Source organism: uncultured Hyphomicrobium sp. (assembly GCF_902826555.1).
Classification (GTDB): domain Bacteria; phylum Pseudomonadota; class Alphaproteobacteria; order Rhizobiales; family Hyphomicrobiaceae; genus Hyphomicrobium_C.
In genome coordinates this window covers 6,591-32,648 of sequence record NZ_CADEFI010000006.1, presented here as the reverse complement: position 1 = coordinate 32,648, position 26,058 = coordinate 6,591, and the positions used below count along the sequence as shown (strand labels likewise).

Here is a 26,058-nt window from a genome sequence, read left to right as displayed (position 1 = left end):
TCCGCGGCAAGCGGGCCTTTACAGCGTAAGAACCGATGGGCCGCTTCTTCGTGAGCGGCGCTACAACCCAGGACAGCAAGCCCGTGACCTACATTTCCACCCGGGGCGAGGCCGCCTCCCTCACGTTCGAGGACGTGCTTCTTGCGGGCCTCGCACGCGACGGCGGGCTCTACGTGCCGGAGACGTGGCCGACGCTGGCTCCGGACACCATCGCATCGTTTGCGGGCAAGCCGTTCGCCGAGGTGGCGGCCGAGGTCATGGCGCCGTTCGTCGGCAGCTCGATCGACAAGCCGACGCTGCTGGCGATGGCGCGGGAGGCTTATGGCCGCTTCGGCCACCCAGCGGTGACGCCGCTGGTGCAGATCGACCGCAACCGCTGGGTGCTCGAGCTTTTTCATGGGCCGACGCTGGCGTTCAAGGACGTGGCGATGCAGCTGCTCGCCCGCCTCATGGACCATGCACTCGCCAAGCGCAGCCGGCGCGCGACGATCGTCGGTGCGACGTCGGGCGACACGGGCGGGGCGGCCATCGAGGCTTTTCGCAGCTCGAAGCGCGTGGATGTGGTGATCCTGTTTCCCGATGGGCGGGTGTCGGATGTGCAGCGGCGCATGATGACGACGCCGACGGAAGCGAATGTGCACGCCGTCGCCGTCAAGGGCACGTTCGACGACTGCCAGGCGCTGGTCAAAGCGATGTTCAACGACCATGCGTTCCGGGACCGCATGAGCCTTTCAGGGGTCAACTCCATCAACTGGGCGCGCATCGTCGCGCAGGTGACCTACTACTTCGTGGCGGCGGTGGCGCTCGGCGCGCCGCACCGAGCGGTCACTTTCGCCGTTCCGACCGGAAATTTCGGCGACATTCTCGCCGGCTGGGTGGCGAAGCGGATGGGGCTTCCCATCGCGCGCCTCGTCATCGCGTCCAACGAAAACGACATCCTGCCGCGCGCGCACGCGACGGGCGTCTACGAGATGCGCAGCGTGGTCGAGACAAGCTCGCCGTCCATGGATATCCAGATCTCGTCCAACTTCGAGCGTTACCTGTTCGAGGCGTCGGGACGGGATGCAGGATTCATTCGTGGTGCCATGGGGGCGCTGGTGCAGGGCCGCCGCTTCGAGCTCGGGCCCTGTGCGGGGCGCTTCAAGGATGAGTTCGGCGCGGTGTCCGCCAGCGAGGCCGACGTGGCGGACGCGATCCGGCGCGCGAAGGCGGGAAGCGGCTATCTGCTGGATCCGCACACGGCGTGCGGGCTCGTCGCGCTCGAGCGGACGACGACCCAGGCGGGCGATCCCGGCATCGTGCTCTCGACGGCGCATCCCGCGAAGTTCCCGGACGCCATGGAGCGGATTACGGGCGAGCGGCCGCCGCTGCCTCCGCGGCTCTCCTCGCTTCTTGTCGATCGCGAGCGCTTTCCGGTGCTCGAAAACGATCTCGCGGCCGTCAAAGGCTTCGTCGAGGATGCGGTACGGGCGGCTGCGGCAGGTGCGCAGTGACCGAAGAGATCTCGCGGCTCGGTAACGGTCTCACCGTCATCACCCACAGCATGCCGCATCTCGAGACGACCTCGCTCGGGGTCTGGGTCGGTGTCGGCTCGCGGCACGAGGCGCCGGCGGAGAATGGGATCTCGCATTTTCTCGAGCACATGTCGTTCAAAGGAACGACCTCGCGCTCGGCGCAGGCGATCGCCGAGGAGATCGAGGCGGTGGGCGGCGAGCTCAACGCCGCCACAGGCCTCGAGACCACGGCCTATTTCGCCCGCGTTCTCAAAGGAGACGAAGGGGTCGCCCTGGAGTTGCTCGCCGACATTCTGCTCAACTCGAGGTTTTCCCCCGATGAGCTCGAACGCGAGCGGGAGGTGATCCTGCAGGAGATCGCCTCGACCCGGGACAGCCCAGAGGACATTGCCTTCGAGCTGGTCAACGAGGCTGCCTATCCGGAGCAGGCGCTCGGGCGCACCATTCTTGGGCCGGCGGCCAACGTGCGGCGCTTCTCGCCCGCCGATCTCTCGGCGTTCCTTTCCAGGCACTACAGGCCCCAACGCATGGTGCTTTCTGCGGCGGGGGCAATCCAGCATGCGCCACTGGTTCGCCACGCTGAAGCCCTATTCGGGGGGCTCACTCAAGACGAGATTGTGGGGGAGGAGCGAGCCACCTACCAGGGCGGCGTCCGCTGGCATCAAAAACGCTTCGAGCAGAGCCATCTCGCGCTTGCGTTCGAAGGACCTTCCTATCGTGACAACGCGTATTTCGCGGCTCAAGTTTTCTCGGGGCTGTTCGGCGGGGGAATGTCATCCCGCCTGTTTCAGGAGGCCCGTGAGAAGCGAGGGCTTTGCTATTCTATCTATTCGTCCGCCTGGGGGCTCGGCGATACGGGTCTTCTCGCGGTGCATGCGGCGACTGGAACGGAGCTGATGGCCAGCCTTATCGACGTGACGGGCAGCGAGCTCGAGGATCTGGCGGCCAATGGGCCGTCGGCTGCCGAGCTTGGCCGGGCGAAAGCTCAGCTCAAGGCCGGCCTGCTAATAAGCCTCGAATCATCCTCGGCTCGCGCCGAGCAGATGGCGCGTCATATGTTAGTTTACGGACGGATCGTCGGCAGCGACGAGCTGATCCGCAAAGTCGACGATGTCGCTGCCGAGGATGTCGGCATTTTCGCGCGGAGTCTGCTGGCGCGGAAGCCGTCCGTGGCCGTGGTCGGAGCGGGTAAAGCTTCTGAGCGGCTGGCGTTGGATGCGGCGCAGCGGATGGGCCGGAGGTCGGTCAGCTCGGAGGCGAAGACAGCCTGATGGCGTTTCTGAGGGCCGGAAACTCGTCGGAGTGGGCGGTAATCCAAGGCCGCGGCGTCTGGCTGCGTCCACCGCTCGTCAGCGATTACGGACCATGGGCCGAGCTGCGCGCGCTGAGCCGCGCGCATCTGGTGCCGTGGGAGCCCGCTTGGCCTCGCGACGATCTTACGAAGAGCGCCTATCGCCGCCGTATCCGGCACTACCAGCGCGAGGCGCGAGACGATCTCGGCTACGCGTATCTTTTGTTCGAGGCGGAGCACGACCGGCTGATCGGCGGCGTTACGCTGTCCAACGTTCGCCGTGGCGTCACGCAGTCGGCCATGCTCGGCTATTGGCTCGGGTTGCCGTTCGTCGGGCAGGGACACATGACGGCCGCGGTGCGCGCCGTGCTGCCGCACGCGTTCGAGACCTTGAGACTGCACCGCGTCGAGGCGGCCGCACAGCCCGGTAACGAGCGCTCCGCAGGTGTGCTGCAGCGCGCCGGCTTCAGCGAGGAAGGCCTGGCGAGGCGCTACCTCAAGATCAATGGCGCGTGGCAGGATCATCTCCTGTTTGCCATTCTGGCCGAGGACTGGATGACGCGGGAGGTCCGGCGATGAGGGGGCTGTCGCGAGCGGTGGTCCGCGGCATACTGCCGGCGGCGCACGCCATCAGGCTCAGCCTGTTCGCGTTCGCGGGGCTCGTGGCTCTGCTCGTGCATTCTCAGCCCGCCTTCGCCTTGAAGGCGATCGAGATCGGCTCCGACCAGGGGCGCGTGGAGATCACGACGCTCGGCGACCTTTACGAATCGCGCGGCGACAGCCTGCAGGTCGAGACGGCAGCCGGTGCCGACGGGCTCGCGGGACGCATGTCGGTCGACGCGACGACGCAAGGCACCAACCCCAACTGGGTCGTGTTCGCTCTCACCAATCCATCCGACAAGCCGGTCGAGCGCTGGCTCTCGGCAGAGCGCTACAGCATCATCGGGTCGGGCATCGTGTGGCCGGACCTCGATGCACGGCGCATCGAAGCGGTGACGCCCTCGATCGGTTTCGTGCCCGAGCGCATCAAGAGCGACCGGGCCGACGTGTTCCGTATTACGCTCGAGCCCGGGCAGACCATCACCTACGTCGCAGAGCTTTCCTCCGAGCGCTTCACGCGGCTCTACCTCTGGAAGCCGCTCGACTATGAAATCAAGATTTCCGACCGGCAGCTCTTCAATGGCGTGATGCTGGGGCTCACGGGCCTGCTCGCGATCTTTCTCACGGCCATCTTCGCCGCCAATCACAAGCTGGTGTTTCCCGCGGCCGCGCTGGTGGCGTGGTGCGCGCTGGCCTACCTTTGCGTCGACTTCGGCTTCTTCCACAAGCTGTTCCTGCTCAAGCCGGAGGCGAATGCGGTCTATCGCGCAGCCACCGAGGCGGCGCTCGCCGCGAGCCTCGTGGTGTTCCTGCACGTCTTCCTCCGGCTCGCGCTTTGGCACGGCCTGATCCGAATGCTGATCACGGTCTGGCTGCTGGCGCAATTCTCGCTGATTGCGGTGGCGATCATCGATCCGCGCCTCGCGGCGACGTTTGCGCGGCTGTCGTTCGGCTTCATCGGTCTTACCGGCACCGGTCTCATCCTTTACCTGGCGTTGCGCGGGCAGGATCGCGCACTGTCTTTGGTCCCGACGTGGATCCTGTTCCTGGTCTGGCTGTTCGGCGCGGCCGTCGCGCTCACCGGCAAGCTTTCGGGCGAGGTGGTGGTCTTCGGTCTCGTTTCGGGGCTGGTGCTGATCCTGGTCTCGATCGGATTTACCGTCACGCAGTACGCCTTCCGGGCGGGAGAGCCCGTCTATGGTGCGGCGCCATCCGAGCTACAGGCGCGCTCGATCGCGGTCGAGGCGTCGGGGGCGGCGGTTTGGGAATGGAATGCGCGGCGCGACGAGGTAAAGGTCAGCCAGACGGTCGAGCTTTTACTCGGGCTATCGCCCGGTGACCTTTCGGCGCGAACCGACGAATTCCTGCGCCATCTGCATCCCTCCGACCGCGAGCGGTTCCGCCTCGCCCTGTTCACGGTGCAGGAGCGCCGCGACGGCAAGGTGCAATGCGATTTCCGTCTGCGGCAGGCCGACAACAACTATCGTTGGTTCGAACTCGAGGCTTCCGGCGTGCCGGGCTCCGACCCGCGCTCGTTCAAGTGTGTCGGCCTTTTGCGCGACGTGACCGATACCAAGCGTGCGCACGAACGTCTCTTGCATGACGCGGTCCATGACAGCCTGACGGGATTGCCGAACCGCGAGCTGCTGCTCGATCGTCTGCAGGTCGCGATGGGGCGGGCAAAGTCCGAGCCCCAGGTGCGTCCGACGGTGCTCATCATCGACATCGACAAATTCACCAGCCTCAACTCCTCGCTCGGTCTTGTGCTGGGCGACAGTCTCCTGCTCACCATCGCGCGCCGTCTGCAACGCCATCTCGGTCCCAACGATACGCTGGGGCGGATCGCGGGCGACCGTTTCGCTCTGATGCTGCTCGCCGATCAGCCTGTGGCGGAGCTGGCGCAGCACGCCGAGCGCATCCGCCGGTCACTGCGTTCGCCGATCAAAATCGCAGGGCAGGAGATCGTGCTCACGGGCTCGATCGGCGTTGCCGTTTACGACGGTGAGGAAACCAGCCACGAGGACCTTCTCAAAAAGGCGGAGATCGCCATGTTCCGCGCCAAGCGGGCCGGCGCCGACCGTATCGAGGTGTTCTCGCCCGAGATGCGCGGAGACCAGGACGAGCGGCGGGTTCTCGAGGCGGACTTGCGGCGCGCCATGGAGAAGAACCAGCTGCGCGTCGCGTATCTTCCCGTCATCTACCTGCCGACGGAAGAACTCGCAGGATTCGAAGCAGTCGCGCGCTGGGATCATCCGCAGCTCGGTGCGATCGATCCGGCGGCCTTCGTGCCGTTCACCGAGGACACGGATCTCGTTGCCAAGCTCGGCGCCTATCTTCTGCAACGATCGGCGCGTGATGTCGTGCAGTGGCAGAAGGACTTCCAGCGTGCCGAGTCGCCGCTGTTCGTCAGCGTCAACATTTCGTGCCGTCATCTTTTCCGGCAGGACGTGGTACAAGAGATCCGCCATATCCTCGGGCGCGCCGTCGTGCCCAAGGGGTCGATCCGCATCGAAGTCACGGAGCAGGTGACGCTCGAGAATCCCGAGCAATCGACCGAGATCCTCGAATGGCTGAGAGGCGCGGGTGCCGAGATCGTGCTCGACGAGTTCGGCGTCGGCTATTCGTCGCTCTCCTATCTCGAGCGCCTGCCGTTCGATACCATCAAGATCGATCAGGCCTTCATGCAGGCGGGCTCCGTCAAGGGCGGCAACGACAGTGCGCTGGTGCGCTCGATGGTGGCGCTCGCGCATGAGCTCGGGAAGAAGGTGGTCGCTAAGGGCGTCGAAACCGCCAGCGAGGTTGGTTTCCTGCGCTCGATCGAATGCGAATATGCGCAGGGACCCTACTGCGGCAATGCCATCGCGGAGTCCGAGGTCGCGCAGGTGCTCGCTGCCGTGCGGACGAGCGAAAACAAGAACAAGCCGGTCGGCGTGTTCCGGCCGAAGCCGAAGAAGAAGAGCGCAAAGTCGCAGGGCAGGAGGCCGGACGCCGCCGTTGGGGCCTCTCAGGACCAGCCGGCCAACGGAAGCGCGCCGCGAGCGCACACGAATGGGGCGAACGGCGCGAACGGTGCGCGCCCACATGGTACCAACGGAGCCCATCCGCAATCCGCTTCCACCGAGGCCGGCGGCTTTGCTCGGCGTGGCCGCCTGCGTCAAGAGCCGGTCAACGGTGCGCACGAGCAGCCGGTGCCGCCTCCGGCGATGCCGCCGCCCGTTGCTCCGGCGCCGAAGCAGGCCGGCATGGCCCCGGTGCAAGCTCCTTCGCAGCTTGTGACGCGGCTGGCCGACGTTCTGCCCGACGTCGCGCCCGCGGATGCGACGACCCGGCCGGCCGCGCCCAGCAAGTCGCGCCCGCCTCTGGTCGCGCCAGGTTTGTTGCCCGGTTCTGGCGGGCCGCCGCCGCTGCGTCCAGCAGATGTCCCGCCGCCCGTGTCCGTCCGTCCGCCGCCAGTGCCGCCGCCTGCTCCCGGTTTCGCAAGCGCGCCGCCGATGCCGAGCGCCATGCCTCCGCCCATGCCGCCGCAGGGCGCCGATGTTCCGACGCGGCCGATCCTGGTGCAGCCGCCGGTCGCCGCGCCGCCGCCGCCGGTCGGTGGACCGCCCATGCATCCGTTCCCGCCACCGCTCAGCCCATCTCCCAGTGCGGGGGGCGGCGCACCTGCAGGCCCGGCGCCTGCCGCACAGCGGCCCAATCCGCCGCGGCCAGCGACCACGACGGCCGCGCCCGGTGCCGCGTCAGCGCGTCCGGCAGATCCGGATTTCTCAAACCTGCCGCCGGCGATCGCCGAGAGCCTGGCACGGCTGGCCGGAGTTTCGCGCAAGTCGAACTGAAGGTTTTGGCACTACGCAACGGGCAGGGGATGCCTGTCTTCAGGCGTGGCCGGCGTCGCTCACGAGATGGGACGGATCGACGCCGATCTTCGCCAGAGCGCGCGCGTACTTGCCTTCGATGTCCTGGTCGAAAAGAAGGTTGAGATCGGGCGGGCAATGCAGCCAGCCGTTGGCCTGGATCTCGCTTTCAAGCTGGCCCGCGGACCAACCCGCGTAGCCGAGCGCAAGCATGGCATGGATCGGGCCTTCACCTTGGGCGATGGCCTTCAGGATCTCGATCGAGGCGGTGAGGCTCACGTCATGGTCGATGGGCAGCGTCGATTCATTGGAATGATAGTCTGAAGAGTGAAGCACAAAGCCACGCCCCGTTTCGACCGGGCCGCCGACATGCACTTGCCGCTCCAGGATGTCGTTCGAAATGCCCTCCTCCGCGCCGTGCGGAGCGATACCGAGGCGATCTAGAAGATCGGGGAAGCTGATGTGATCGGCGCGGTGATTGATGATGAGGCCCATGGCTCCGTCGTCGGAGTGAGCGCACAAGTATATAACCGAGCGGGCGAACCGCCTGTCGGTCATCAATGGCATGGCAACAAGAAGCTGCCCCTTGAGACTGCTGTCGCCGCGCTTTTTCCGCTTCGTTCTCGGCGTGCTCATGACGAGAGACTAGCCCCCATGGCGGGCGCCTGTGAAGCCGCGAAATCCGAACTATTCCGGGGATTCCTGCTGTTCAAATATGTTCGCGTCCCAATCTAAAAATGCGCCGCGGATGTGCTACATGCTTGCGCATGCGGTCGAATGGAAGTGCCAGAGCCCCAAGATGAGCCCAAAATTCCGCAGTCTGCACCTCACATTAAATGTCATATTTGCTCTCGTCGTGGCCGCTTCAAGCGGGTGGGCGGCCTCCTCGCCTTGGGTGCAGGCGCCCAAGGCCAAGGCGAGGCTGCTGGTGGGTGGTGCTGCCCAAGGCTCATCCGGCTCTCCCCTTGCCTTCATTGAAATCGCGCTCGAGCCTGGCTGGAAAACGTATTGGCGCACGCCCGGCGATGCCGGCGGCCTGCCGCCTTCGTTCGATTGGTCGAAATCCACGAATCTCGCGGCCGCAACGGTCGCATTTCCGGCGCCGCACCGGTTCACCGACAAGTCGGGAAGCACGATCGGCTACATGGATGAACTGGTGCTCCCCGTCACCCTCACGCCGCTAAACAAGGGCGAGCCGATCACGCTGGTGGTCGGCGTCCACTATGGCATCTGCAAGGACATCTGCATTCCAGTGGAAGCGGAACTTGCACTCGATGTTCCGGCGGGTGTGAGCGAGGCGCTACCTGCGGACGTCGAGGAGACGCTGAAGCGCGTTCCGAGGCCGCAGGACAATCTCGCGGCCGGCGATCCGGTGCTCGTCCGTGCTGTCGCGACGCTCGAGGGGGCCTCGCCAAAGATCGCGGTCGAGGCCACATTCGCGGGCGATGGGGCTGGTGCGGACGTGTTCTTGGAGGCGCCGGATGGGCTGTTTTTGCCGCTTCCCGAGCGTGTCGGTGATATCGACGGCACGGGGCGGGCCCTGTTCGAGGCCGCTTTGGGGACAGATGTCGATCTCGCCGCGCTCAAGGGCAAGCCGGTCACGGTGACGCTCGTCAGCGAAAGCGGCGCGTCGTTCGCAACGTTCGTCGCCCAATGAGTGGCGGCATGTGCAACACAAGACATTGGCGTGGAGGGAACTCATGAGCATCAAAGTCGGCGACAGGCTGCCCGAGGCGACATTCACCATCATGGGCGAGGGTGGGCCCGAGCAGGTGTCGTCGAGCGACCTGTTCAAGGAAAAGACGGTCGTTCTCTTTGCTGTGCCCGGTGCCTTCACGCCGACCTGCAGCGAGCAACATCTGCCGGGGTTCGTGGGGCTCGCCAACGCCATCAAGGCCAAGGGTGTGACGATGATCGCCTGCACGGCGGTCAACGACGTGTTCGTTCTCAACGCCTGGTCCAAATTGCGCGGGGCGCAGGACGACATCACCATGCTGGCGGACGGCAATGGCGACTTCGCGAGCGCGCTTGGTCTCAATATCGACCTTACGAACTTCGGGCTTGGCGTTCGCTCGCAGCGATACGCGCTGGTGGTGGAGGACGGGGTCGTGAAGTATCTCGCCGTCGAAGACAGTCCTCCCGAGCATATCAAGGCGACGGCCGAGAAAGTGCTCGCCTCTTTCTGAGTTTATGCCCTCAATTTATACTTGAGCTTTACTTGTTATCCGCAGGCGTCGCCTGCGTTTTCCGGGCATGGACATATTGACGCGCTTGCGTTCCGTTTCCTTGTTTCGGCCCTGTGCTTGTGCGACTGGCGGCGTTGTTCAGTAAGCATTGAGTAAGCAAGTACAGGGGATCCAAGAGATGAGAAAAAACGTCATCGCCGTCGCGGCGACGCTAGTGGCATTTGCCTGCGCGACGTCAGCCGACGCACGTCCGTCTCGTGATGAAAGCTGGAACCCGTTCGTCCAGCAGTCGTCCGTCACCGATCAAACGCGCGCCGATCGTCCGCGCGCCAAGCGTGAGCGCAGCGCCTCGCGCCAGCGTGGGCAACGCGTGTCGCGTGAACGCGGCCAGCGCGTGCGCTATGCAACTCGTCAGCGCGAAGCTCGCCGCTATGCCGCGCGCACGGAGTCTTACAGCTCGAGCAGCTACAGCGGCGGCGCCGGGCCGCGTCCGCGCGCCTGGTGCGGCTGGTGGATGCGCACGCAGCGCGGCGGCGGTCCGCACCTGAACCTCGCCTGGAACTGGAGCAAGTGGGGCCGCGCGAGCGGTCCGCAGGTCGGTGCGGTCGTCGTCTGGCGTCACCACGTCGGCGAGATCGTGGGCCGCGCGCCGAACGGGCAGTGGCTCGTGCGCTCGGGCAACGACGGCGGCGCGGTGCGTACGCGTGCGCGATCGGTCTCAGGCGCCGTGTTCCGCGTAGGCTAAAACCTCGCTCGATCGACAAGAAGCGGGGCCGGCAAAGCTGGCCCCCTTTTTTTGGGGTACTCGGGGGCTCTCGCGCGGCAGAGAGCGTCAAGCGCTCTTGAAATCGGCCATGCCTTCGCGCGCCAGCTCGTCGGCGCGCTCGTTCTCGGGGTGACCGGCGTGACCTTTGACCCAGTGCCAGGTCACGCGATGGTGTGCCATGGCGGCCTCGAGGCGCTGCCACAGCTCCACGTTCTTCACGGGCTTCTTGTCGGCTGTCTTCCAGCCGTTGCGCTTCCAACCGTGGATCCAGCTCGATATGCCGTTCCGCACGTAGGCGCTGTCGGTGTAGAGGTCGGCCTCGACACCGGTCTTCAAGGCTTCGAGCGCCGAGATGGCGGCCATCAGCTCCATGCGGTTGTTCGTGGTCTGAGCCTCGCCGCCCTTGAGCTCCTTGCGGTGCTCGCCCCAGATCAAGATGGCGCCCCAGCCGCCGGGGCCGGGATTCCCCGAGCAGGCGCCGTCGGTATAGATCTCGATCTTCTTCGGTTGTCCGCTCACGAAATGCGCTCCAGCCCGTACTCGCTTGCCTGCTCGACCTCCTGATGGAAGCGCAGGCGCCGCACGTAGGCGTTGGGGTCGTGCGGCTTCACCAGCGCATTGCGGTCGGTGTGCAGCCAATCGTGCGCACGTGTCACGAGGAAGCGCAGGGCGGCCCCGCGCGCGAGCACCGGAAAGGCCTGCCGCTCGGCCGCGGTCAGAGGCCTCAGGCTCTGGTAGGCCGCGAGAAGCGCGCGTCCTTTGGTGGCGTTGAAGGAGCAATCGGGCTCGAAGCACCACGCGTTGAGGCAGATGGCCAGGTCATAGGCCCAGGCGTCGTTGCACGCGAAGTAGAAGTCGATCAGGCCCGAGAGCGTGTCGCCGATAAAGAAGACATTATCCGGGAAAAGGTCGGCGTGGATAACCCCGGTGGGCAATCCTTTCGGCCAGGCGCGGTCGAGGTAGGCGAGCTCGTAGGAGATCAGCGTGCTGAGGCCAGGGGCGATCTCATCCGCGCGCGAGGCAAAGCGTTCGTAGAGGGCGTGCCAGCCCGAGAGACCGAGCGCGTTCTCGCGCACCATCGCGAAGCTTTCGCCCGCAAGGTGCAGCTCCGCCAAGGCGCGGCCGACGGCTGCGCAATGGGTGGGGCGGGGGCGGCGTGGCCAGACGCCCTCAAGAAATGTAACAACGGCTGCGGTGCGGCCGGCGACCGTGCTCAGCACCTCGCCTTTGCGATTGCGGACCGGCAACGGGCAGGAGATGCCACCCTTGTTGAGGTGCTCGAGAAGCCCGAGGAAGAACGGCAAGTCGGCAGGGTCGACGCGTCGCTCGTAGAGGGTGAGGATGAAGGTGCCCTGGGTCGTGTGCACCAGGAAATTGGTGTTCTCGACGCCCTCGGCGATCCCCTTGTACGATAGCAACTCACCCAAGCCGTAGTCGGCTATGAGCGGCGCCAGCTCGTCGTCGGTCACTTCCGTGTAAACGGCCATGGATTGCGTATCTCGGGTGCGCCTGATGGTTCCCGTCGATTATTGGCCCTGGGAGGCCGGGTCAAGCCCGGCCACGGCATTCCCCTATCATCGTGAAGCCGGATGCGGTGATCCGGCTTCTATGCCGCCGGCTCGCGCAGCTCGCGGGGGACATTGAAGGCGATCCGCTCGTTGGCGGTCGTGACCTGCTCGATCGAGACCTCAAAGCGCTGCCTCAACGCTTCGAGAACCTCGTCGACAAGTGTTTCCGGCGCCGAAGCGCCTGCGGTTACGCCCACCGCCGAGACGCCTTCGAAGGCGTCCCAAGGAAGGTCGGCCGCGCGCTGGATGAGCACCGCCTTCGGGCAACCCGCCCGCTCGGCCACCTCGACCAGGCGTAACGAATTCGACGAGTTCGGCGCGCCGACGACGATGACCAGACCTACCTTGCCGGCGATGGCTTTCACGGCCGCCTGGCGATTGGTGGTGGCGTAGCAAATGTCCTCCTTGTGCGGCCCGACGATGGCTGGGAAGCGCCGTTTCAGGACGGCGACGATGCCGGCCGTGTCGTCGACGGAGAGCGTTGTTTGCGTGACATAGGCGAGGCGGGATGGATCCTCAGCCGCGAAAGCTTCCGCGTCGGCGGCGGTCTGAATCAAGGTTACCGCGCCTGCCGGCAGCTGGCCGGTGGTCCCCTCCACCTCCGGATGGCCAGCATGGCCGATGAGCAGGATCTTGCGGCCCTCGGCGTGGAGACGGCTCGCTTCCATGTGCACCTTGAACACCAGCGGGCAGGTGGCATCGATGGCAAAGAGATTGCGGGATTTTGCAGCCTGCGGCACGGACTTGGGCACACCGTGTGCCGAAAAGATCACAGGCTGATCGGTCTCCGGAATCTCGTCGAGCTCCTCCACAAAAACGGCGCCTTTGGCCTTCAAGGACTCGACCACGTAACGGTTATGAACGATCTCGTGGCGCACGTAGACGGGGGAGCCGAACTTGGCCAGCGCCAGCTCCACGATCTGGATGGCCCGGTCGACTCCGGCGCAAAAGCCGCGCGGGGCGGCCAGGAGCACGTTCAAGGCCGGACGCGTCGACGGGCTATGTTCGGCGCTGTGAGGGGGCATCGGAACGGGGTCCTCGGGGTGGTGCGGCTCTGTTGATGTGAGTCAAGGGAGCGACCGCTTTGTGCTTCGTGACAAGGGTGGTAGAGCTTGAGTCGATCGTCCTGGCATCATAATGGCGCAGCGGGCTGGAGGCACCTTCTCCGTGGCCGCGGCGTCGGTGGGACACAGTACGGGGATTATGGGGATCGGAGCCGAATGGCGCAATCCGTCATGACGAGGCTCGGGACGGCGGCCGGTGTCGCATTGGCCCTCATCGGCGCTGCCGCGGTCGGCGGGTGCGGCATGGGCTCGCTCACGTCCGGACTCGGTTCAAGCATCCTCGGAGGCGGTTCGGCCAATGCGGAGCCAACCGGCGTCAGCGAGCAGGATCTGATCGCGGCGGCCAAAGCCGGCGGCGATGGCGCCCCGGCTTTCGCAGGCGGGGATTCGCAACCCGGCTGTCCGCGCTTCGTCACGTGGCCGCGCGACAGCTATCTCACGATTTATGAACCCGGCCGCGTTGGCGACGGGCTCGCGATCATGCATCGCGGCGAGATCACCAAGACCGCGCGCGAGTGCCACATGAACGGCTCACAGGTGACCGTGAAGTACGGCTTCTCGGGTCGCATCCTGCTCGGGCCGCGTGGACATTCGGGACCGATTTCGCTGCCCATCAACGTGTTCGTGACAGACTCCAAGCGCGAGCGCATCACGGAAGACAAGCTGCGCGTCGATGCGTCGGTGGCCGTGGAGAACCCGATCGGCTATTTCTCGGCCGTGCGGACGGTGACGTTCAACGTGCCCGAGGGTGCGCGCCCTGGCGAGTTCGAGGTCTACGTCGGCTTCGACCGCAATACGCCCAACGCGGGCTGATCTCGCTCCGCTGTTCCGTCAGGGACATGCCTGAGAATATCCGCGTCTAGAATGGTGGCGCCTTCCTGGTTCGAGCCGCCGCATGTCCTCCAAAGCCCCCTCCACCTTCGCCACCCTGTTCTGGTCCGCCGTCGTTCACCTCGTCTTCGCGATGGTGGCGCTGATGGGGGCCGGCGCCGTGCTTGGCGCCGTCGATATCCTCAACTCAGGCGAGCAGAGCATCGGTGTCGCGGTGCTGCTCATCGTGTTGGGTCTCGCGATGCTGAGCATCGGCTTGGGATTTTTCTACTGGTTCTACATCTGGGATCCGGCCGCCGAGTCGCGGCGGCAGCTCATGCTGCTGCGTTATCCCTATCAGCCGTGGATGCTGAGGGCGGATTGGGTGGCGCGACGCATGACGGATCGGGCGAGCCTCGCCGTCTCCGTCTTCATGTGGATCTGGTGCGCCGGCTGGTGGGGCGCGATCGCGTTCATCTGGTCGGTCAATCGCGACAAGATCATCGCCGCCGCGCAGCAATCCTACGGCGAAGCCGCGCTGGGGCTGATCTTTCCGATATGCGGGCTGATCGGGCTCCTGGTTGCGGTGCGCGTCACGCTCCACTGGTGGCGCTACGGATACTCGACACTCGCGATCGATACTTTGCCCGGCTATCTGGGCGATAGCTTCCGCGGCACGGTCTCCGCACGGCTGGCGAAGCGGCCGCACAGCCCAATAGAGGCGACACTCGTTTGTGAGGACGTCCGCTGGTTGAAGCGGCGGGGCGCGAATGGGCGGACGACGTCGGAGCGGACGGCGGAGACCCTTTGGGAGAAATCGTTTGAGATCGCAGGTGATCGCCTGTTGTGGACGGCTAGCCAGGTCTCGATCCCCATCGATGTTCCGCTTCCCGCTGGACAGCCGGCGTGCCGGGTCGATGAGGGCGGCGACGGTATCGTGTGGAAGCTTGCCGTGCGGACAACGGATAAAGCCGAGGACGGCAACGCCTACGAGAGCCAGTTCGAGATTCCCGTTTTCGAGCGGGGCTGAGCGCGACGCCGGAGGCTTTGGCGAGGTCCGCGATTCGCGGAGCACATTGGAGACGGAATGTCTTTAGTGCGCCGGTTCGATCGCCTTGGCGATCCGCTCGAGGCTCGGGCTGCCCTTGGCGAGATAGCGGGTGTGAGGGCTTTCGGGTCCGAGCGCGTCCGTCATGTCGAGGAACGCCATCTTGCGCGGCGGCGTATGCGCTCCCGGGCCCGTGGCGCCGAGACGGCCGGTTCCGTTGGCAAGGCGCGAGAGTCTGGTAAGGACCGTGTCGTTCCTCGAATAGTAGACGGTCATCCCGTTTTGCAGATGATCGATGGCTGACCCAAGCCACGGCGCGTCGACGATGGCCTCATCGACGTCGGGTGCCAGCCAGACCATGGCGGCTATCCGCGAGGCTACTGCCGGCTCGAGCTTCAGGGCCTCGGCGAGGAGCTGGCATCCCATGCTGTGACCGACGACGTTGATGGTGCGCACGTTGGCCTTCGTCAGCGTGTCGAGCAGGGCGAGGAACGTGCGGGCGCCGATGTCGCCTGCGCGGCGCTGATCGATTCCGTACATCGCCAGCTCATAGCCCGGCTGGACGGGGCGGTCTCTCGCCAACATCTCGAGTTGGACGCGTTGGGCCGTCGGCAGCTCATCCAACGGTACGCCGACGGTCGGCCAGTCGAACACGACGATGGAGCCTCGATAGTGGCCGTCGGCCTGAAGGTAGGCTGCGAGCTCCGAAAAGTAGGCGGCGATCTTGTGCTCTTGGGTGTTGTAGCCGTGAACGAGCACGGTGACGGTCGGCTCAAGGCCTTTCGCAGACCAGGGGGTGAGGTCGATCGCCGTGCCGTTCGCCGAGAGCCGCTCGAGGCCGTCCGTCTCGAAGCGGCGTGCCGAGACATAGACGACGCCGGGTTGCAGCGTGACGCCGTCATAGGGCGGCGGCATGAAGTAGGTGATGGACACGTATGCCCAGGCCATCAGCAGGCCACAGGAGCCGATGACGAGCGCTGCCACCTGGACCACGATCTGTCGAAGCGAGATGTCCTCGTCCTCTGTCATTGCACCCCCGTGCACAGGACATCGTGAGCCTACACCCATCGTCAGATGGCTTACAATAATCGGCTGATACGGGCGACTGAAGGTCTGGGCGGTCGGAAGTAAAGAAAAAGCCGGGCGCGAGGCCCGGCTTTGTTGTTTTCGGCGACTTATCGCGAGCGGCTAGTTGAGCTTGCCCTTGAGGTCGCGGATGGCGGTGTCGACCAGGGAGGCTCCGGCGTCGCCCGCAAGCTTGGCCTTGAGAATGCTCTCCGAGGCCTTCGTCGCGAGCTCGACGGCGGCGGCGCGCACGTCGGAGAGCGCCTGCGCCTCGGCACGGGCGATCTTCTCCTCGGCAGACTTGGTGCGCCGCTCGACCTGCTCGGCGAGGGCCTTGCGCGTCTCGGCAGCCAGTGCTTCGGCCTCGTGTTTCGCGGCCTCGACGATGGACTTGGCCTCGTCCTCGGCCTCGCGCGCCTTGCGCTGGTAGTCGGCGAGGAGCTGCTGGGCTTCCTCACGCAGGCGGCGTGCTTCGTCGAGCTCGGTGCGGATGGCAGCGGCGCGTTGGTCGAGCGCCTTGCCAATCAGACCCGGAACGCCCTTCCAGACGAGCAGACCGACGAAGATCAGGAAGGAAACGAGGACCCAGAATTCTGGTGCGGCGGGGTTCAGCATGATGGCCTCACTTGTTCCCGCCGGACGCGGCGAGCGCGCGGTCGATTTCGTCCTTGGTGGCGCTCACGTTCGAGAGTGCGCCGACGATGGCAGTCACGGTGTCGCCAGCGATATCCTTGACGCTCGCGAGCGCCTTGTCCTTGGTGGCGCCGATCGAGGCCTCGGCGTCGGCGAGCTTCTTGGCCAGCTGGTCCTCGACCGCCTTGCGCTCCTTGTCGACCTCGGCGTTCAAGGTATCGCGCGTCTGGCGCGCGATGGACGAGGCGTTGCCGCGGGCGTCCGATAGGGCCTTCTCGTAGGCCGAGAGAGCCTTTTCGGTCTCGCCCTTCAAGCGCTCGGCGGCTGCGAGGTCGCGCTGGATGCGGTCCTTGCGCTCCTCGATAACCTCGCCGATCCGCGGCAGGGCGATCTTGGACATCACCCAGAACAGGAGGAGGAACGTCACCACCAGCCAGAACAGCTGTGGGGAGAAATCCTCGGTCTTGAGCTGGGGCAGGCCACCTTCAGCGAGGGCCGTGCTGGTGCCGGCCGCGAGCATCGCCGTTCCGGCGAGTGCGGCTCTCCAATAGGCTTTACCGAGCGCGGTCACCGCTCTCATGGTCTTCATCTCCGGTATAACATCGCCCGCCCGGCGGGCGTCATGCCCGGCCGGGAGATCGGTTCGCGTGTCGGGATCAACCGTAGAGAATGATCAGCGCGATGAGCAGGCCGAAGAGGCCGGTTGCTTCCGCGAGAGCGAAGCCGATGAGCAGGTTCGTGAACTGGCCGGGGGCAGCCGACGGGTTGCGCATGGCGCCCGAGAGGTAGTTGCCGAAGATGTTGCCGATGCCGACGCCTGCGCCGATGAGAGCGCTGCAAGCGAGGCCTGCGCCGATCATCTTGGCCGATGCGAGATCCATGAGTGTCTCCTTCGTTAGACTTTGTAAGTGTTTCGTTTGGGTGGAAACCGGTGCGCCCTGCCTGCAGCCTTAATGGTGCATGTGGAGCGCGTCGTTGAGGTAGATGCAGGTCAGAACGGTGAAGATCAGCGCCTGCAGGAAGGCCACGAGGAACTCGAGGCCCGTGAATGCGATGAGGAAGGCGATGGGGGCAATGCCACCGAGGGAGGCGATGCCGCCGAGAGAGCCGAGACCGACGACGAAGCCGGCGAACACCTTCAGCATGGTGTGTCCTGCCATCATGTTGGCGAAGAGGCGGACCGAGTGGCTGATGGGGCGGATCAGGTAGGAGATGATCTCGATCGGAACGATGACGGGCATCAGCCACCACGGCACGCCCGACGGGATGAACAGCTTGAGGTAGCCCAGCCCATGCTTGGCGAAACCGATCAGCGTGACCGTGATCCAGACCATGGCAGCGAGGGCGAAGGTGACAATAATGTGGCTCGTCACCGTGAAGGAACCCGGCACCATGCCGAACATGTTGAGCGTCAGGATGAAGATGAAGATCGTGAAGATCCAGGGGAAGTACTTCATGCCTTCCTTGCCGACGCTGCCGCGAACCATGTCGGCAACGTACTCGTAGAGCATCTCGGCGGTGGATTGGATGCGGCCGGGGACTAGCGCGCGCCGGCTCATGGCGAAATAGAGAAACAGCGAGATGAAGACCAGCGCCAGGATCATCATCAGCGAGGCGTTGGTGAAGGTGATGTCGTAGCCCATGAACTCCAGGGGCACGAGGCGCTTGATCTCGAACTGGTGCATGGGCCCATGGGCTTCGGCCGCATGCCCTGCCACTTCCGTTGTCTCAGCCAATGTCCCGTCCCCCAACTTCAGTCGTCGTCATCGTCAGGAACCGCTTTCGCGCTCCGCTGCAACGGTTCGGCTTCAGCCTGCATCCGCCGCGCCGTCCGCACGATGTTCGCGAGGCCGGCCGCGAAGCCCAGCATCAGGAACACGATCAAAAACCAAGGCGCGGTGCCGAACTGGTCGTCCAGCACTTTGCCGATGAACCCGCCGACGGCGATGCCGACGACGAGCTCGATCGAAATCTTCATCGCCTGGCCCATGGCAGCGCCGCGGGCCCGCTCGTCCGGCTCGGGACCCGCTTTTTCACGGGTCTCGGCCTTGACTTTGTCCAGCCGCGAGCCGAGGTCGGAAGCGCGTTTGCGAAACGCCTCCCGCTCCTCACGAGAAAGCTCGCCACGAGGCGGATTTTCGTCGTCGTTCGACGCCGACATAGCTTCCTCTGCCCGCAGAATCCCGCAGGCTGAAACGGCTGGATTACCAACGGCGCGCACCATACCCGGAGGCCAAGCGGTGTCAAGCAACGGCCACAATTTTGCAAGGATTGCGGGGGTACGGCGAAACCGCGCAGGGCGTGGCCGAGGAACAGCGGCCCGAACGGTAGCCGGGAGCGGGCCATATACCTAGGGGCGCCGGCGTGTGCGGCCGCCGTAGCGGTCAGCCGGCCTCGCGGAACGAGCGGGCGGTCTCGAGGTCCACGGACACGAGCTGGGAAACGCCCTTTTCGGCCATGGTGACCCCGAACAGGCGGTTCATGCGCATCATCGTCATTGGATGGTGGGTGATGACCAGGAATCGCGTCGCCGTCTCCTCGGACATCTTCTCCATGAGCGTGCAGAAGCGGTCGACGTTCGCGTCGTCCAGCGGCGCGTCGACCTCGTCCAACACGCAGATGGGCGAGGGGTTGGTGAGGAACACCGCAAAAATGAGAGAGAGAGCGGTCAGCGTCTGCTCGCCGCCCGAAAGCAGGGAGAGCGTCACCGGCTTCTTGCCGGGCGGCTTGGCGATGATCTCAAGGCCGCTTTCGAGCGGATCCTCGCCTGCGATCATCTCGAGACGCGCTTCGCCGCCGCCGAACAGGGTCGAGAACAGGCGCTGGAAATGGCCGTTGACGGTGTCGAAGGCCTCGTCGAGGCGCTTCTTGCCTTCGCGGTTCAACTGCTGGATGGCGCCGCGCAGCTTGGCGATGGCCTGCTCGACGTCGTCGCGCTCGGTCTCCATCGTGCTCATCTGCTCGAGGAACGTCGTCAGCTCGTCGTCGGCCTGAAGGTTGACGCCGCCCAGGCGCTCGCGATCGGACTTGAGCCGTTGCAGACTGCGGTCGGCGTCGGCGAGCGGGGGGACTTGCTCCGAGGGTGCGAGGCCTGCGAGCGCGAGGCATTCCTCAGGGGAGACGTTCAACCCCTCGCGGATGCGGCGAGCCTCGTCCTGGCGGCGCGTGCGCGCGCCTTCGAGGCGCGTCTCGATACGGGCGCGGGCCTCGCGTGCGGAGGTGACGGCGCCTTGCGCCTCGCGGAGGGCTTGGGCGGCGGCGCGCAGCGCGTTCTCGGCCCGGGTGAGGTCGTCGGCGGCAGCGTTGCGGGCGGCTTCGGCGTCGGAAAGAGCACCGAGCAGGCCCTGACGTCGCTCTTCGAGGGCGGGGATGACCTCCTCCAGCGCGGCGATATCGCTCCTGGTCTTGGCGAGCCGCTCCTCGAGGGCCGCGATGTGCTCTCCGGCGCTTTCGCTGCGCGAGGCCCAGCGAGTGCGTTCGGTGGCGATGGTGTCGACGCGACGCTTGCGTGTCTCGCGCTCGCGGGCGTGGGTGGCGACGCGGGCCTGGGCGACGGAAAGCGCGGTGCGGCGTTCCTGGGCCGCCTTTTGCACCTCGGGCAGGCGCGCGGCGGGATCGTCCTCGGCGTCGAGCTTCGCCAGCTCGTCCTCGATGTGGTCGAGGCTCGCCTGCATCTCGGCGAGATCGCTTTCGGCGCGCACGCGGGCTTCGGCGACGGATGCGAGCCTGGCTTCGGTCTCGCGAGCCTGGCGCTCGATGGCCGCCAAGGCGTCGCGGGTGGCGACGTGATTGGTCTGGGTATCGCGCCAAAGGGCGCGCAGACGCTTCTCCTCGGCGGCGGCCGCGGCATGGGCGGCGGCGGCCTCCTGATCCAGCGCGGCGAGATGCTGGGCCTCGGTGCGGGCGGCCTTCTCGCGCTCGAACATGTCAGCCAGGCGGTTGCGCTCGGCGAGGCGTTGGGCGGCGGGCGTCATGCCGCCGGCAACGGCAACGAATCCGTCCCACCGCCAGAGATCGCCCTCGCGGCTGACGAGGCGCTGGCCCTGCTTCAAATGGGGTTGAAGGCGTGCGCCGAGCTCACGCGGGACGACGCCGATCTGGCGCAGGCGGCGCGTCAATTCGGGAGGTGCTCCGACGTGCGAACTCAGGGGCTCGGCATCGGCGGGGAGCGTGGCATCCTCGGGGCTGACGTCGATGGCTCGCCAGCGCACCGGGGCATCCTCGTGGGTCGGCGCATCGAGATCGTCGCCGAGAGCGGCGACGAGGGCCGCCTCGTAGCCTGCGGACACGCGAAGCTGCTCGACGACCGGCGGCTTGCCGTCTTCATAAGAGGGCATGACCAGCTTGTGCAGCGTCTCGCGCTCAGTGACGAGGGTCGAGAGCGCCATGCGCGCCTTCTGCGCCTCGTCGCTGCGGACGCGTGCCGTCTCGGCGAGGTCTCCGACCTTGTCCTCGGCATCGAGTGTTGCGGTCTCGATGGCGGCGATTTCGCGGGCGAGGCGTTGGCCCTGCTCGGTGATGGAGGCGAGCTTGAGTGAATCCGGCGCGCCCGTGGCAGCGGCCTCTGCGTCGCGCACCAGCGCCGCAAGCTTGTCGTTGATCTTGGCAACGGCCGCACGGCGCTCCGCTTCGGCGGTCTCGAGGGATTTGCGGCGGGCGCGAGCCTCTGCGGCGCGCTCGGTCACGACGGACAGCTGCTTTTCGGCGGTCTCAAGGGCGCCGGCTGCCTCTTCTTCCGCAGCGTGGATGTGATCCTCGGCGGCGTCGGCCTCGGCCTCGGCGGCTTGCAGCTCCTTGGTCTCGACGTCGAAGGAGGCCAGGAGCTCCTTGGCCTCCGAGATCTGGTGGGCCTCGCGCGCGAGATCCTTCTCCAGCTCGCCGGCAAGCTTCGCCAGCTCCTGGCGCCGCTCCGCGCAGCGGGTGGCCTCCTTGGCGAGACCTTCGGTCTCGATGCGGATGCGCGAGAGCGCTGCGCCGCGCTCGGCCTCCTTGTCGCGCAGCGGTTGGATGGTTTCGGCGAGGGCTGCTTCCTCGCGCAGCGACTTCGCCTCGTCCTCGGTCACGCGGCCGAGCAGGGCCAGCGTCTCGGAGAAGTTCCGCTCCTCCGTTTCAACGAGGGCCTGGGCGTCGATCCACGACAGGTGGGCGAGGAGCGCTTCGGCGCGGCGGATCTCCTCGGACAGGTCCTTGTAGCGGCGCGCCTGGCGGGCCTGGCGCTTCAGGCTTTCGATCTGCGAGCCGAGCTGACCCATGATGTCGGCGAGACGCGCGAGGTTGCTCTCGGCACCCTTGAGGCGGAGCTCGGCCTCGTGGCGGCGACTGTGCAGGCCGGCGATGCCGGCGGCGTCCTCCAGTACGCGGCGGCGCTGCTCGGGCTTGGCGTTGACGATCTCGGAGATTTGCCCCTGGCGCACGAGGGCCGGGGAGCGGGCCCCTGTCGCGGCGTCCTCGAACAGGATCTTAACGTCGCGGGCGCGTGCCTCGCGGCCGTTGATGCGATAGGCGGAGCCTGCTTCGCGCTCGATACGTCGCGTGATCTCAATCAGGTCGCTGTCGTTGAACTCGGTGGGGGCCTTGCGCTCCTGGTTGTCGAGGAAGATCGTCACTTCCGCTACGTTGCGCGACGGGCGCGTCGTGGTGCCGGAGAAAATCACGTCGTCCATGGCGGCGGCGCGCATGCTCTTGTGCGAGCTCTCGCCCATGACCCAGCGGATGCCTTCGAGAAGATTCGACTTGCCGCAGCCGTTCGGGCCGACGACGCCGGTGAGGCCCGGCTCGATGACAAGATCGGTCGGCTCGACGAAGGACTTGAAGCCCAGGAGCCTCAAACGGCTGATCTTCATTCTGACTACTACCCCGTATCGACGCGTGGCCGCGGTGCTAGCGCTGGCCCTCAGCCATTGCGGCCGACCTAGGGGCAGAGAGCAGCGGCTCGACCATCTCGCGGATGTCGCTCATGGTGAGCGTCTTTTTCACGAGCTTGCCTTGCACGAAGAAGTTCGGCGTACCGATGATGCCGAGCGTCCGTCCGCGCTCCTTGACCCATTTCAGGCCGTCGATCATGGCCTGATTCTTGAGGCAGGAATCGAATTGGGCCTGGGTCATCCCCACCTGCTTGGCCACGGCGAAGATAGGCTCGAGGCGGACTTCCTGGGATACCCAGGAGGTCTGTTGCTCCATGAATTTCCCATAGAGCGTGAAGTACTTGTCGGGTGGGGCGCAGCGCAGCGCGATGGTGGCGTTGCCGGATTGCTTGCCGATCGGGAACTCGCGCAGGATGTAGCGCACCTTGCCCGTGTCGATGTAGGTGCGTTTGAACTCGGGAAATGTTTCACGGTGAAACGCGCGGCAGTGCGGGCAGGTCAGCGACGCGTACTGCACGATGGTGACGGGGGCGTCCGGACGGCCAAGCGACATTTCGGGCAATGGGCCGGCCGTCATGACGTCGGCGACGCTCGGGTTCTCGATAATTTTGCGGCCGCCCTCGGAGGGGTCGGGGATGGCGCCGAACGGGCTAAACGGTTCGCTGCCCGCCTTGTTTTCGCCCGTGGTGTCGCCGTAAGCGCTGCTTGTCCCGGCCTCCGCCGCCGTTGGAGCCACGCCCGCCGTTGAAAGAGACGACGACGAATTGCTCGAGCAACCCGACAGAACGAGGACGGCCAGCAGCATCGCTGCGGGGGCCATTCTTAACGTTCCTGTCGCGGCCTCGCGCATGGCGCGCCTACTCCCAAGCCTAGACCCGGATCCGAGCCACAACGTTATCCGCGGCGCGTCTCAACCTTGAGCCAGAAGCGGCTCGAGAACCTTGTCGAACTCCTCGATCACAGGTGCGCCCTGCAGGCGCTTGCCGTTGATGAAGAAGGTCGGGGTGGCGTTCACGCCAAACGCCTCGATGGCGCGCGTGTGGACGGCGGTGAGCTGGTCGAGCAACTTCTGATCGGTCAGGCATTTGTCGAAGCTGTCCTGTGTGAAGCCGACCTGCTTGGCGATATCGAATAGCGCCGCCTTGGTGCCTTGCTCGACGTGGGCCCACTGTTCCTGCTTGTCGAACAGCACGTCGATGAGGGCCATCGACTTCTCGCTGGTGCCGGTGCAGCGCGCCAGCATGGAGCCGGCGAAGGCGCGTGCATCGAGCGGGAACTCGCGGAAGATGAAGCGGATCTTGCCGGTGTCGATGTACTTCTTCTTGATCTCCGGGAAGGCCGTGTCGTGGAAGTGCTTGCAGTGGCCGCAGGTCAGCGAGGCGTATTCGACAATGGTGACCTTGGCGGTGTCGGGGCCGAGGGCGAGATCGGGAAAGCCGTCCCGCTTCATCAGCTCTTCGACCGAGACCTCGGCGGGGCCCTGTTTGCGCTGGGCAAAGGCCGGCAGAGCCGCGGCCGCGAACGTCAGTCCGCCAAGTGCGGCGCCCGCTATCAGGGCCTGACGGCGGTCGAGCGGGCTCTCTAGTTTCATGATCGTCAACTCCCTAAAATCGCGCCGCACCCAGCCCAGGCCGGTGCGAAATCCTTGTTTCCGGCTGAGGCCCATAACATGGGTGCATTGTCCGATTAAGGCAATTCCAGGCTGAATGGGATTTGAACGTCTGCCGTGTTGCCGGAAAAGCCAATCCGGTCAGGGTGATCGAGGGGATCGGCGGGGCTGGTCGCGGCGCATGCCGTGCTCAAGGCGGGCCAGTGCGGCGTCCAGGGGATCGGCTGCGGCGCCACCCGTTGCCTCGGTGGGGGTCTCGCGGCGCGGCGCGGTCGGCCGCACTTCAAGGGGGGCCTGGACGAGGCGGATGGTTTCGACAGCCCGATAGCCGAAGTAGCTGTTGATGCGGTCCATGATCTGGCGGGCCCGGTACTCGACATCGAGCGCGCGCGCGGGATCGACACGCAGGATCAGCGTACCGCCGCGGCGGTCGCTCTCGATGTCGTCGGCCGATGCACTTTCGCCGCCGCGGGGCCATTTGAGGCGCTCCGGCATTGTGTAGGCTGCGAGCTCGTTGCCGGCGATGCGCGCCCAATCGGTGATCAGGGTTGCGGTCGAGAAGCCGAATTTTTCGAAGGCTTTCTTGGTGAGCGTAGGCACAAAACTGCCCACGGCTTTGGCCGGAACGAAGCGGGCGACCGGGGGCGCTGCGAACCGCGTGTCGCTGCGGCTCAGCACAACGTGCCTCCGCGCCGGAGCCCGGAGCGGCGATTTCCGTGGTTTTTGTGTGAGTTTTGCGGTCACGCGGCGTTGCTGTCATATGCAGGGGTGTTGCACGTCCCTAGCATGTTGGTGGTGATTCGCGTCGTCGTCGAAGGGAGACCCGATTCGAAATGGGGGACACGGCGAAAACTGTGGCGCGCAAACAACTGCCGCTTCGGCCCGCGGGATCCGATACGGTGGCGGCTCTGCTCGACTGGTACGATCGCGAGCGGCGCGATCTGCCGTGGCGTTCGAAGCGCGGCCGGCGCAGCGAGCCCTATCGCGTCTGGCTCAGCGAGATCATGCTGCAGCAAACAACCGTCAAGGCGGTGATCCCCTTCTACGAAACGTTTCTCAGGCGCTGGCCCACGATCGAAGCGCTGGCGGCGGCAGAGCTGGACGACGTTCTCGCTGCGTGGGCGGGGCTCGGCTACTACTCGCGGGCGCGCAACCTTCACAAGTGCGCACAGGCTGTCGTCGCCGAGCACGGCGGGCAGTTCCCGCGGACGGAAGCTGGTCTTTTAGACCTGCCGGGCATCGGTCCCTACACTGCGGCGGCGATCGCGGCCATCGCCTTCGGCGAGCCGGCGACGCCCGTGGACGGCAACATCGAGCGTGTCGTCTCCCGGCTGTTCGCGGTCAAGCGTCCGCTGCCCGCGGCCAAGCGCGAGATCAAGCGGCTGGCGGAGACGCTGACGCCGCAGCGGCGCGCGGGCGACTTCGCGCAGGCGATGATGGATCTCGGCGCGAGCCTCTGCTCGCCGAAGAAGCCGTCGTGCCTCATGTGTCCGTTGCAGCAGGACTGCCACGCGCATGCGCTCGGCATCGAGGCGCAGTTGCCGGTCAAGCTCGCCAAGGCGGACCGGCCGGTGCGCTACGGCACCGCGTTCCTGGCGCTCAGCGAAGACGGCTATGTGCTCCTGCGCAAGCGTCCCGAGGCAGGGCTGCTCGGGGGCATGCTCGAAATTCCCTCGACCGAATGGGGCGACGACTGGCTGCCTGTCGATCAGGCGATGACGGCGCAGCCGGTGAAGACGGACTGGTGGCCGGTGCCGGGCGTGGTCAGCCACACGTTCACGCACTTCCGGCTCGAGCTCATGGTGCTGCGCGCTATCGTGCCGGCAAATGCGAGCCTGACGTTCTGGGCCAACCCCGAGCAGTGCCGATGGGTGGCGCGGCGGGATCTCGGGAGTGCGGCGCTGCCCTCCGTCATGCGGAAGGTGGTCGCGCACGGGCTGAAAGAGCATTGAGATGCGTGGTCGGAAGTCTGCGTCCGACCCTAAGCGGACATCTGAACGGGGGCTTTGCGCAGAGCTACCGCCCTCTCGATGACGCCTCCGTCAGGCTGCGGGGGTACGACGAGGCTTGCGGCGGGTAGTTTTTCGCCGGGGGTGACGGACGTGTTTTGCACGCTGGATGCGTTGCGATCGACCGAAGGCGACGGCAATCCTGTCTTTGGATTGACGGACAACGCGGCCCGAGAGCAA

The 26,058-nt window shown here is 65.8% G+C and carries 24 protein-coding genes; 10 read left to right on the top strand and 14 right to left on the bottom strand.

Going from position 1 to position 26,058, the window contains the following annotated elements; translation table 11 throughout:
- The first annotated feature begins 83 nt into the window (after positions 1-83).
- The 4 genes from thrC to QZV93_RS04695 are packed head-to-tail and all read left to right on the top strand — an operon-like array spanning position 84 to position 7,238.
- Positions 84-1,493: a threonine synthase gene (gene thrC / locus QZV93_RS04710; RefSeq protein ID WP_295556409.1), complete on the top strand. Its 1,410-nt coding sequence runs from the start codon at positions 84-86 to the stop codon at positions 1,491-1,493.
- Positions 1,490-2,785, top strand: a complete 1,296-nt coding sequence (locus tag QZV93_RS04705) for a pitrilysin family protein (RefSeq protein WP_295556405.1) — start codon at positions 1,490-1,492, stop codon at positions 2,783-2,785. The genes thrC and QZV93_RS04705 overlap by 4 nt, the downstream gene beginning before the upstream one ends.
- Positions 2,785-3,384: a GNAT family protein gene (locus QZV93_RS04700; RefSeq protein WP_295556403.1), complete on the top strand. Its 600-nt coding sequence runs from the start codon at positions 2,785-2,787 to the stop codon at positions 3,382-3,384. Before QZV93_RS04705 ends, QZV93_RS04700 begins: the two co-directional genes overlap by 1 nt.
- A complete protein-coding gene (locus tag QZV93_RS04695) occupies positions 3,381-7,238 on the top strand; it encodes an EAL domain-containing protein (protein WP_295556402.1) in 3,858 nt (1,285 codons plus the stop codon). The genes QZV93_RS04700 and QZV93_RS04695 overlap by 4 nt, the downstream gene beginning before the upstream one ends.
- A gap of 39 nt (positions 7,239-7,277) precedes the next feature.
- Here the strand turns inward: QZV93_RS04695 and QZV93_RS04690 are convergent, their stop codons facing one another.
- Entirely contained in the window at positions 7,278-7,892 is a 615-nt protein-coding gene (locus QZV93_RS04690) for a YqgE/AlgH family protein (RefSeq protein WP_295556400.1), read from the bottom strand.
- Between the two features lie 121 nt (positions 7,893-8,013).
- Between QZV93_RS04690 and QZV93_RS04685 the strand changes: the two genes are divergently transcribed.
- From QZV93_RS04685 to QZV93_RS04675, 3 genes are all read left to right on the top strand, one after another.
- Positions 8,014-8,913, top strand: a complete 900-nt coding sequence (locus tag QZV93_RS04685) for a protein-disulfide reductase DsbD domain-containing protein (protein ID WP_295556398.1) — start codon at positions 8,014-8,016, stop codon at positions 8,911-8,913.
- Positions 8,914-8,956: 43 nt separating this feature from the next.
- Positions 8,957-9,442, top strand: coding sequence for a peroxiredoxin (locus QZV93_RS04680; protein ID WP_295556397.1), 486 nt, complete (start codon positions 8,957-8,959; stop codon positions 9,440-9,442).
- A 178-nt stretch (positions 9,443-9,620) separates the two neighbouring features.
- Positions 9,621-10,187, top strand: coding sequence for a hypothetical protein (locus QZV93_RS04675; RefSeq protein ID WP_295556396.1), 567 nt, complete (start codon positions 9,621-9,623; stop codon positions 10,185-10,187).
- An 87-nt stretch (positions 10,188-10,274) separates the two neighbouring features.
- On the opposite strand, the gene rnhA is transcribed toward QZV93_RS04675, so the two are convergent.
- The 3 genes from rnhA to ispH form a co-directional block, all read right to left on the bottom strand.
- A complete protein-coding gene (rnhA, locus tag QZV93_RS04670) occupies positions 10,275-10,727 on the bottom strand; it encodes a ribonuclease HI (RefSeq protein ID WP_295556394.1) in 453 nt (150 codons plus the stop codon).
- Complete coding sequence (locus QZV93_RS04665; protein WP_295556393.1) at positions 10,724-11,695, bottom strand: homoserine kinase; 972 nt, start codon at positions 11,693-11,695, stop codon at positions 10,724-10,726. The genes rnhA and QZV93_RS04665 overlap by 4 nt, the downstream gene beginning before the upstream one ends.
- 119 nt (positions 11,696-11,814) lie before the next feature.
- Positions 11,815-12,801 carry a 4-hydroxy-3-methylbut-2-enyl diphosphate reductase gene (gene ispH, locus QZV93_RS04660; protein WP_295556392.1) on the bottom strand — a complete coding sequence of 329 codons (987 nt, stop codon included), beginning with the start codon at positions 12,799-12,801 and terminating at the stop codon, positions 11,815-11,817.
- 195 nt (positions 12,802-12,996) lie between these two features.
- Between ispH and QZV93_RS04655 the strand changes: the two genes are divergently transcribed.
- Positions 12,997-13,653 carry a hypothetical protein gene (locus tag QZV93_RS04655; protein ID WP_295556390.1) on the top strand — a complete coding sequence of 219 codons (657 nt, stop codon included), beginning with the start codon at positions 12,997-12,999 and terminating at the stop codon, positions 13,651-13,653.
- Positions 13,654-13,735: 82 nt separating this feature from the next.
- Positions 13,736-14,680, top strand: a complete 945-nt coding sequence (locus QZV93_RS04650; protein WP_295556388.1) for a hypothetical protein — start codon at positions 13,736-13,738, stop codon at positions 14,678-14,680.
- 63 nt (positions 14,681-14,743) lie between these two features.
- On the opposite strand, the gene QZV93_RS04645 is transcribed toward QZV93_RS04650, so the two are convergent.
- The 10 genes from QZV93_RS04645 to QZV93_RS04600 all read right to left on the bottom strand — a co-directional run bounded on the left by QZV93_RS04645 (position 14,744) and on the right by QZV93_RS04600 (position 24,547).
- Positions 14,744-15,727, bottom strand: a complete 984-nt coding sequence (locus QZV93_RS04645; RefSeq protein WP_295556386.1) for an alpha/beta fold hydrolase — start codon at positions 15,725-15,727, stop codon at positions 14,744-14,746.
- Positions 15,728-15,886: 159 nt separating this feature from the next.
- On the bottom strand, positions 15,887-16,378 hold the full coding sequence (gene atpF, locus QZV93_RS04640) for a F0F1 ATP synthase subunit B (RefSeq protein WP_295556384.1): 492 nt from the start codon (positions 16,376-16,378) through the stop codon (positions 15,887-15,889).
- A 7-nt stretch (positions 16,379-16,385) separates the two neighbouring features.
- On the bottom strand, positions 16,386-16,976 hold the full coding sequence (locus QZV93_RS04635) for a F0F1 ATP synthase subunit B' (RefSeq protein WP_295556383.1): 591 nt from the start codon (positions 16,974-16,976) through the stop codon (positions 16,386-16,388).
- A 76-nt stretch (positions 16,977-17,052) separates the two neighbouring features.
- The gene (locus QZV93_RS04630; RefSeq protein WP_295556381.1) at positions 17,053-17,277 is read right to left on the bottom strand and encodes a F0F1 ATP synthase subunit C; all 225 of its coding nucleotides are present in this window, start codon (positions 17,275-17,277) and stop codon (positions 17,053-17,055) included.
- A 69-nt stretch (positions 17,278-17,346) separates the two neighbouring features.
- Positions 17,347-18,081: a F0F1 ATP synthase subunit A gene (locus QZV93_RS04625; RefSeq protein ID WP_295556513.1), complete on the bottom strand. Its 735-nt coding sequence runs from the start codon at positions 18,079-18,081 to the stop codon at positions 17,347-17,349.
- Positions 18,082-18,149: 68 nt separating this feature from the next.
- Entirely contained in the window at positions 18,150-18,557 is a 408-nt protein-coding gene (locus QZV93_RS04620) for an AtpZ/AtpI family protein (protein ID WP_295556379.1), read from the bottom strand.
- Between the two features lie 223 nt (positions 18,558-18,780).
- A complete protein-coding gene (gene smc / locus QZV93_RS04615) occupies positions 18,781-22,239 on the bottom strand; it encodes a chromosome segregation protein SMC (protein ID WP_295556377.1) in 3,459 nt (1,152 codons plus the stop codon).
- A 37-nt stretch (positions 22,240-22,276) separates the two neighbouring features.
- Positions 22,277-23,080, bottom strand: a complete 804-nt coding sequence (locus QZV93_RS04610; RefSeq protein ID WP_295556376.1) for a DsbA family protein — start codon at positions 23,078-23,080, stop codon at positions 22,277-22,279.
- Positions 23,081-23,170: 90 nt separating this feature from the next.
- Complete coding sequence (locus tag QZV93_RS04605) at positions 23,171-23,851, bottom strand: DsbA family protein (RefSeq protein WP_295556374.1); 681 nt, start codon at positions 23,849-23,851, stop codon at positions 23,171-23,173.
- Positions 23,852-24,010: 159 nt separating this feature from the next.
- Positions 24,011-24,547 (bottom strand): DciA family protein, encoded by a 537-nt coding sequence (locus tag QZV93_RS04600; RefSeq protein WP_295556372.1) that lies wholly within the window; start codon positions 24,545-24,547, stop codon positions 24,011-24,013.
- A gap of 155 nt (positions 24,548-24,702) precedes the next feature.
- Here QZV93_RS04600 and mutY point away from each other — a divergent pair, with 155 nt between their 5' ends.
- On the top strand, positions 24,703-25,821 hold the full coding sequence (gene mutY, locus QZV93_RS04595; RefSeq protein WP_295556370.1) for an A/G-specific adenine glycosylase: 1,119 nt from the start codon (positions 24,703-24,705) through the stop codon (positions 25,819-25,821).
- Positions 25,822-26,058 lie beyond the last annotated feature (237 nt).

What these genes read in the sequence shown, in the direction of transcription:
- QZV93_RS04625 (WP_295556513.1), bottom strand. Translation starts at nt 18,081, where the DNA reads ATGCACCAGTTCGAGATCAAGCGCCTCGTGCCCCTGGAGTTCATGGGC.
- QZV93_RS04645 (WP_295556386.1), bottom strand. Translation starts at nt 15,727, where the DNA reads ATGACAGAGGACGAGGACATCTCGCTTCGACAGATCGTGGTCCAGGTG.
- QZV93_RS04620 (WP_295556379.1), bottom strand. Translation starts at nt 18,557, where the DNA reads ATGTCGGCGTCGAACGACGACGAAAATCCGCCTCGTGGCGAGCTTTCT.
- QZV93_RS04630 (WP_295556381.1), bottom strand. Translation starts at nt 17,277, where the DNA reads ATGGATCTCGCATCGGCCAAGATGATCGGCGCAGGCCTCGCTTGCAGC.
- QZV93_RS04635 (WP_295556383.1), bottom strand. Translation starts at nt 16,976, where the DNA reads ATGAGAGCGGTGACCGCGCTCGGTAAAGCCTATTGGAGAGCCGCACTC.
- QZV93_RS04610 (WP_295556376.1), bottom strand. Translation starts at nt 23,080, where the DNA reads ATGGCCCCCGCAGCGATGCTGCTGGCCGTCCTCGTTCTGTCGGGTTGC.
- QZV93_RS04665 (WP_295556393.1), bottom strand. Translation starts at nt 11,695, where the DNA reads ATGGCCGTTTACACGGAAGTGACCGACGACGAGCTGGCGCCGCTCATA.
- QZV93_RS04605 (WP_295556374.1), bottom strand. Translation starts at nt 23,851, where the DNA reads ATGAAACTAGAGAGCCCGCTCGACCGCCGTCAGGCCCTGATAGCGGGC.
- QZV93_RS04700 (WP_295556403.1), top strand. Translation starts at nt 2,785, where the DNA reads ATGGCGTTTCTGAGGGCCGGAAACTCGTCGGAGTGGGCGGTAATCCAA.
- QZV93_RS04650 (WP_295556388.1), top strand. Translation starts at nt 13,736, where the DNA reads ATGTCCTCCAAAGCCCCCTCCACCTTCGCCACCCTGTTCTGGTCCGCC.
- QZV93_RS04680 (WP_295556397.1), top strand. Translation starts at nt 8,957, where the DNA reads ATGAGCATCAAAGTCGGCGACAGGCTGCCCGAGGCGACATTCACCATC.
- QZV93_RS04675 (WP_295556396.1), top strand. Translation starts at nt 9,621, where the DNA reads ATGAGAAAAAACGTCATCGCCGTCGCGGCGACGCTAGTGGCATTTGCC.
- ispH (WP_295556392.1), bottom strand. Translation starts at nt 12,801, where the DNA reads ATGCCCCCTCACAGCGCCGAACATAGCCCGTCGACGCGTCCGGCCTTG.
- atpF (WP_295556384.1), bottom strand. Translation starts at nt 16,378, where the DNA reads ATGCTGAACCCCGCCGCACCAGAATTCTGGGTCCTCGTTTCCTTCCTG.
- QZV93_RS04655 (WP_295556390.1), top strand. Translation starts at nt 12,997, where the DNA reads ATGGCGCAATCCGTCATGACGAGGCTCGGGACGGCGGCCGGTGTCGCA.
- mutY (WP_295556370.1), top strand. Translation starts at nt 24,703, where the DNA reads ATGGGGGACACGGCGAAAACTGTGGCGCGCAAACAACTGCCGCTTCGG.
- smc (WP_295556377.1), bottom strand. Translation starts at nt 22,239, where the DNA reads ATGAAGATCAGCCGTTTGAGGCTCCTGGGCTTCAAGTCCTTCGTCGAG.
- QZV93_RS04690 (WP_295556400.1), bottom strand. Translation starts at nt 7,892, where the DNA reads ATGAGCACGCCGAGAACGAAGCGGAAAAAGCGCGGCGACAGCAGTCTC.
- QZV93_RS04695 (WP_295556402.1), top strand. Translation starts at nt 3,381, where the DNA reads ATGAGGGGGCTGTCGCGAGCGGTGGTCCGCGGCATACTGCCGGCGGCG.
- QZV93_RS04685 (WP_295556398.1), top strand. Translation starts at nt 8,014, where the DNA reads ATGCTTGCGCATGCGGTCGAATGGAAGTGCCAGAGCCCCAAGATGAGC.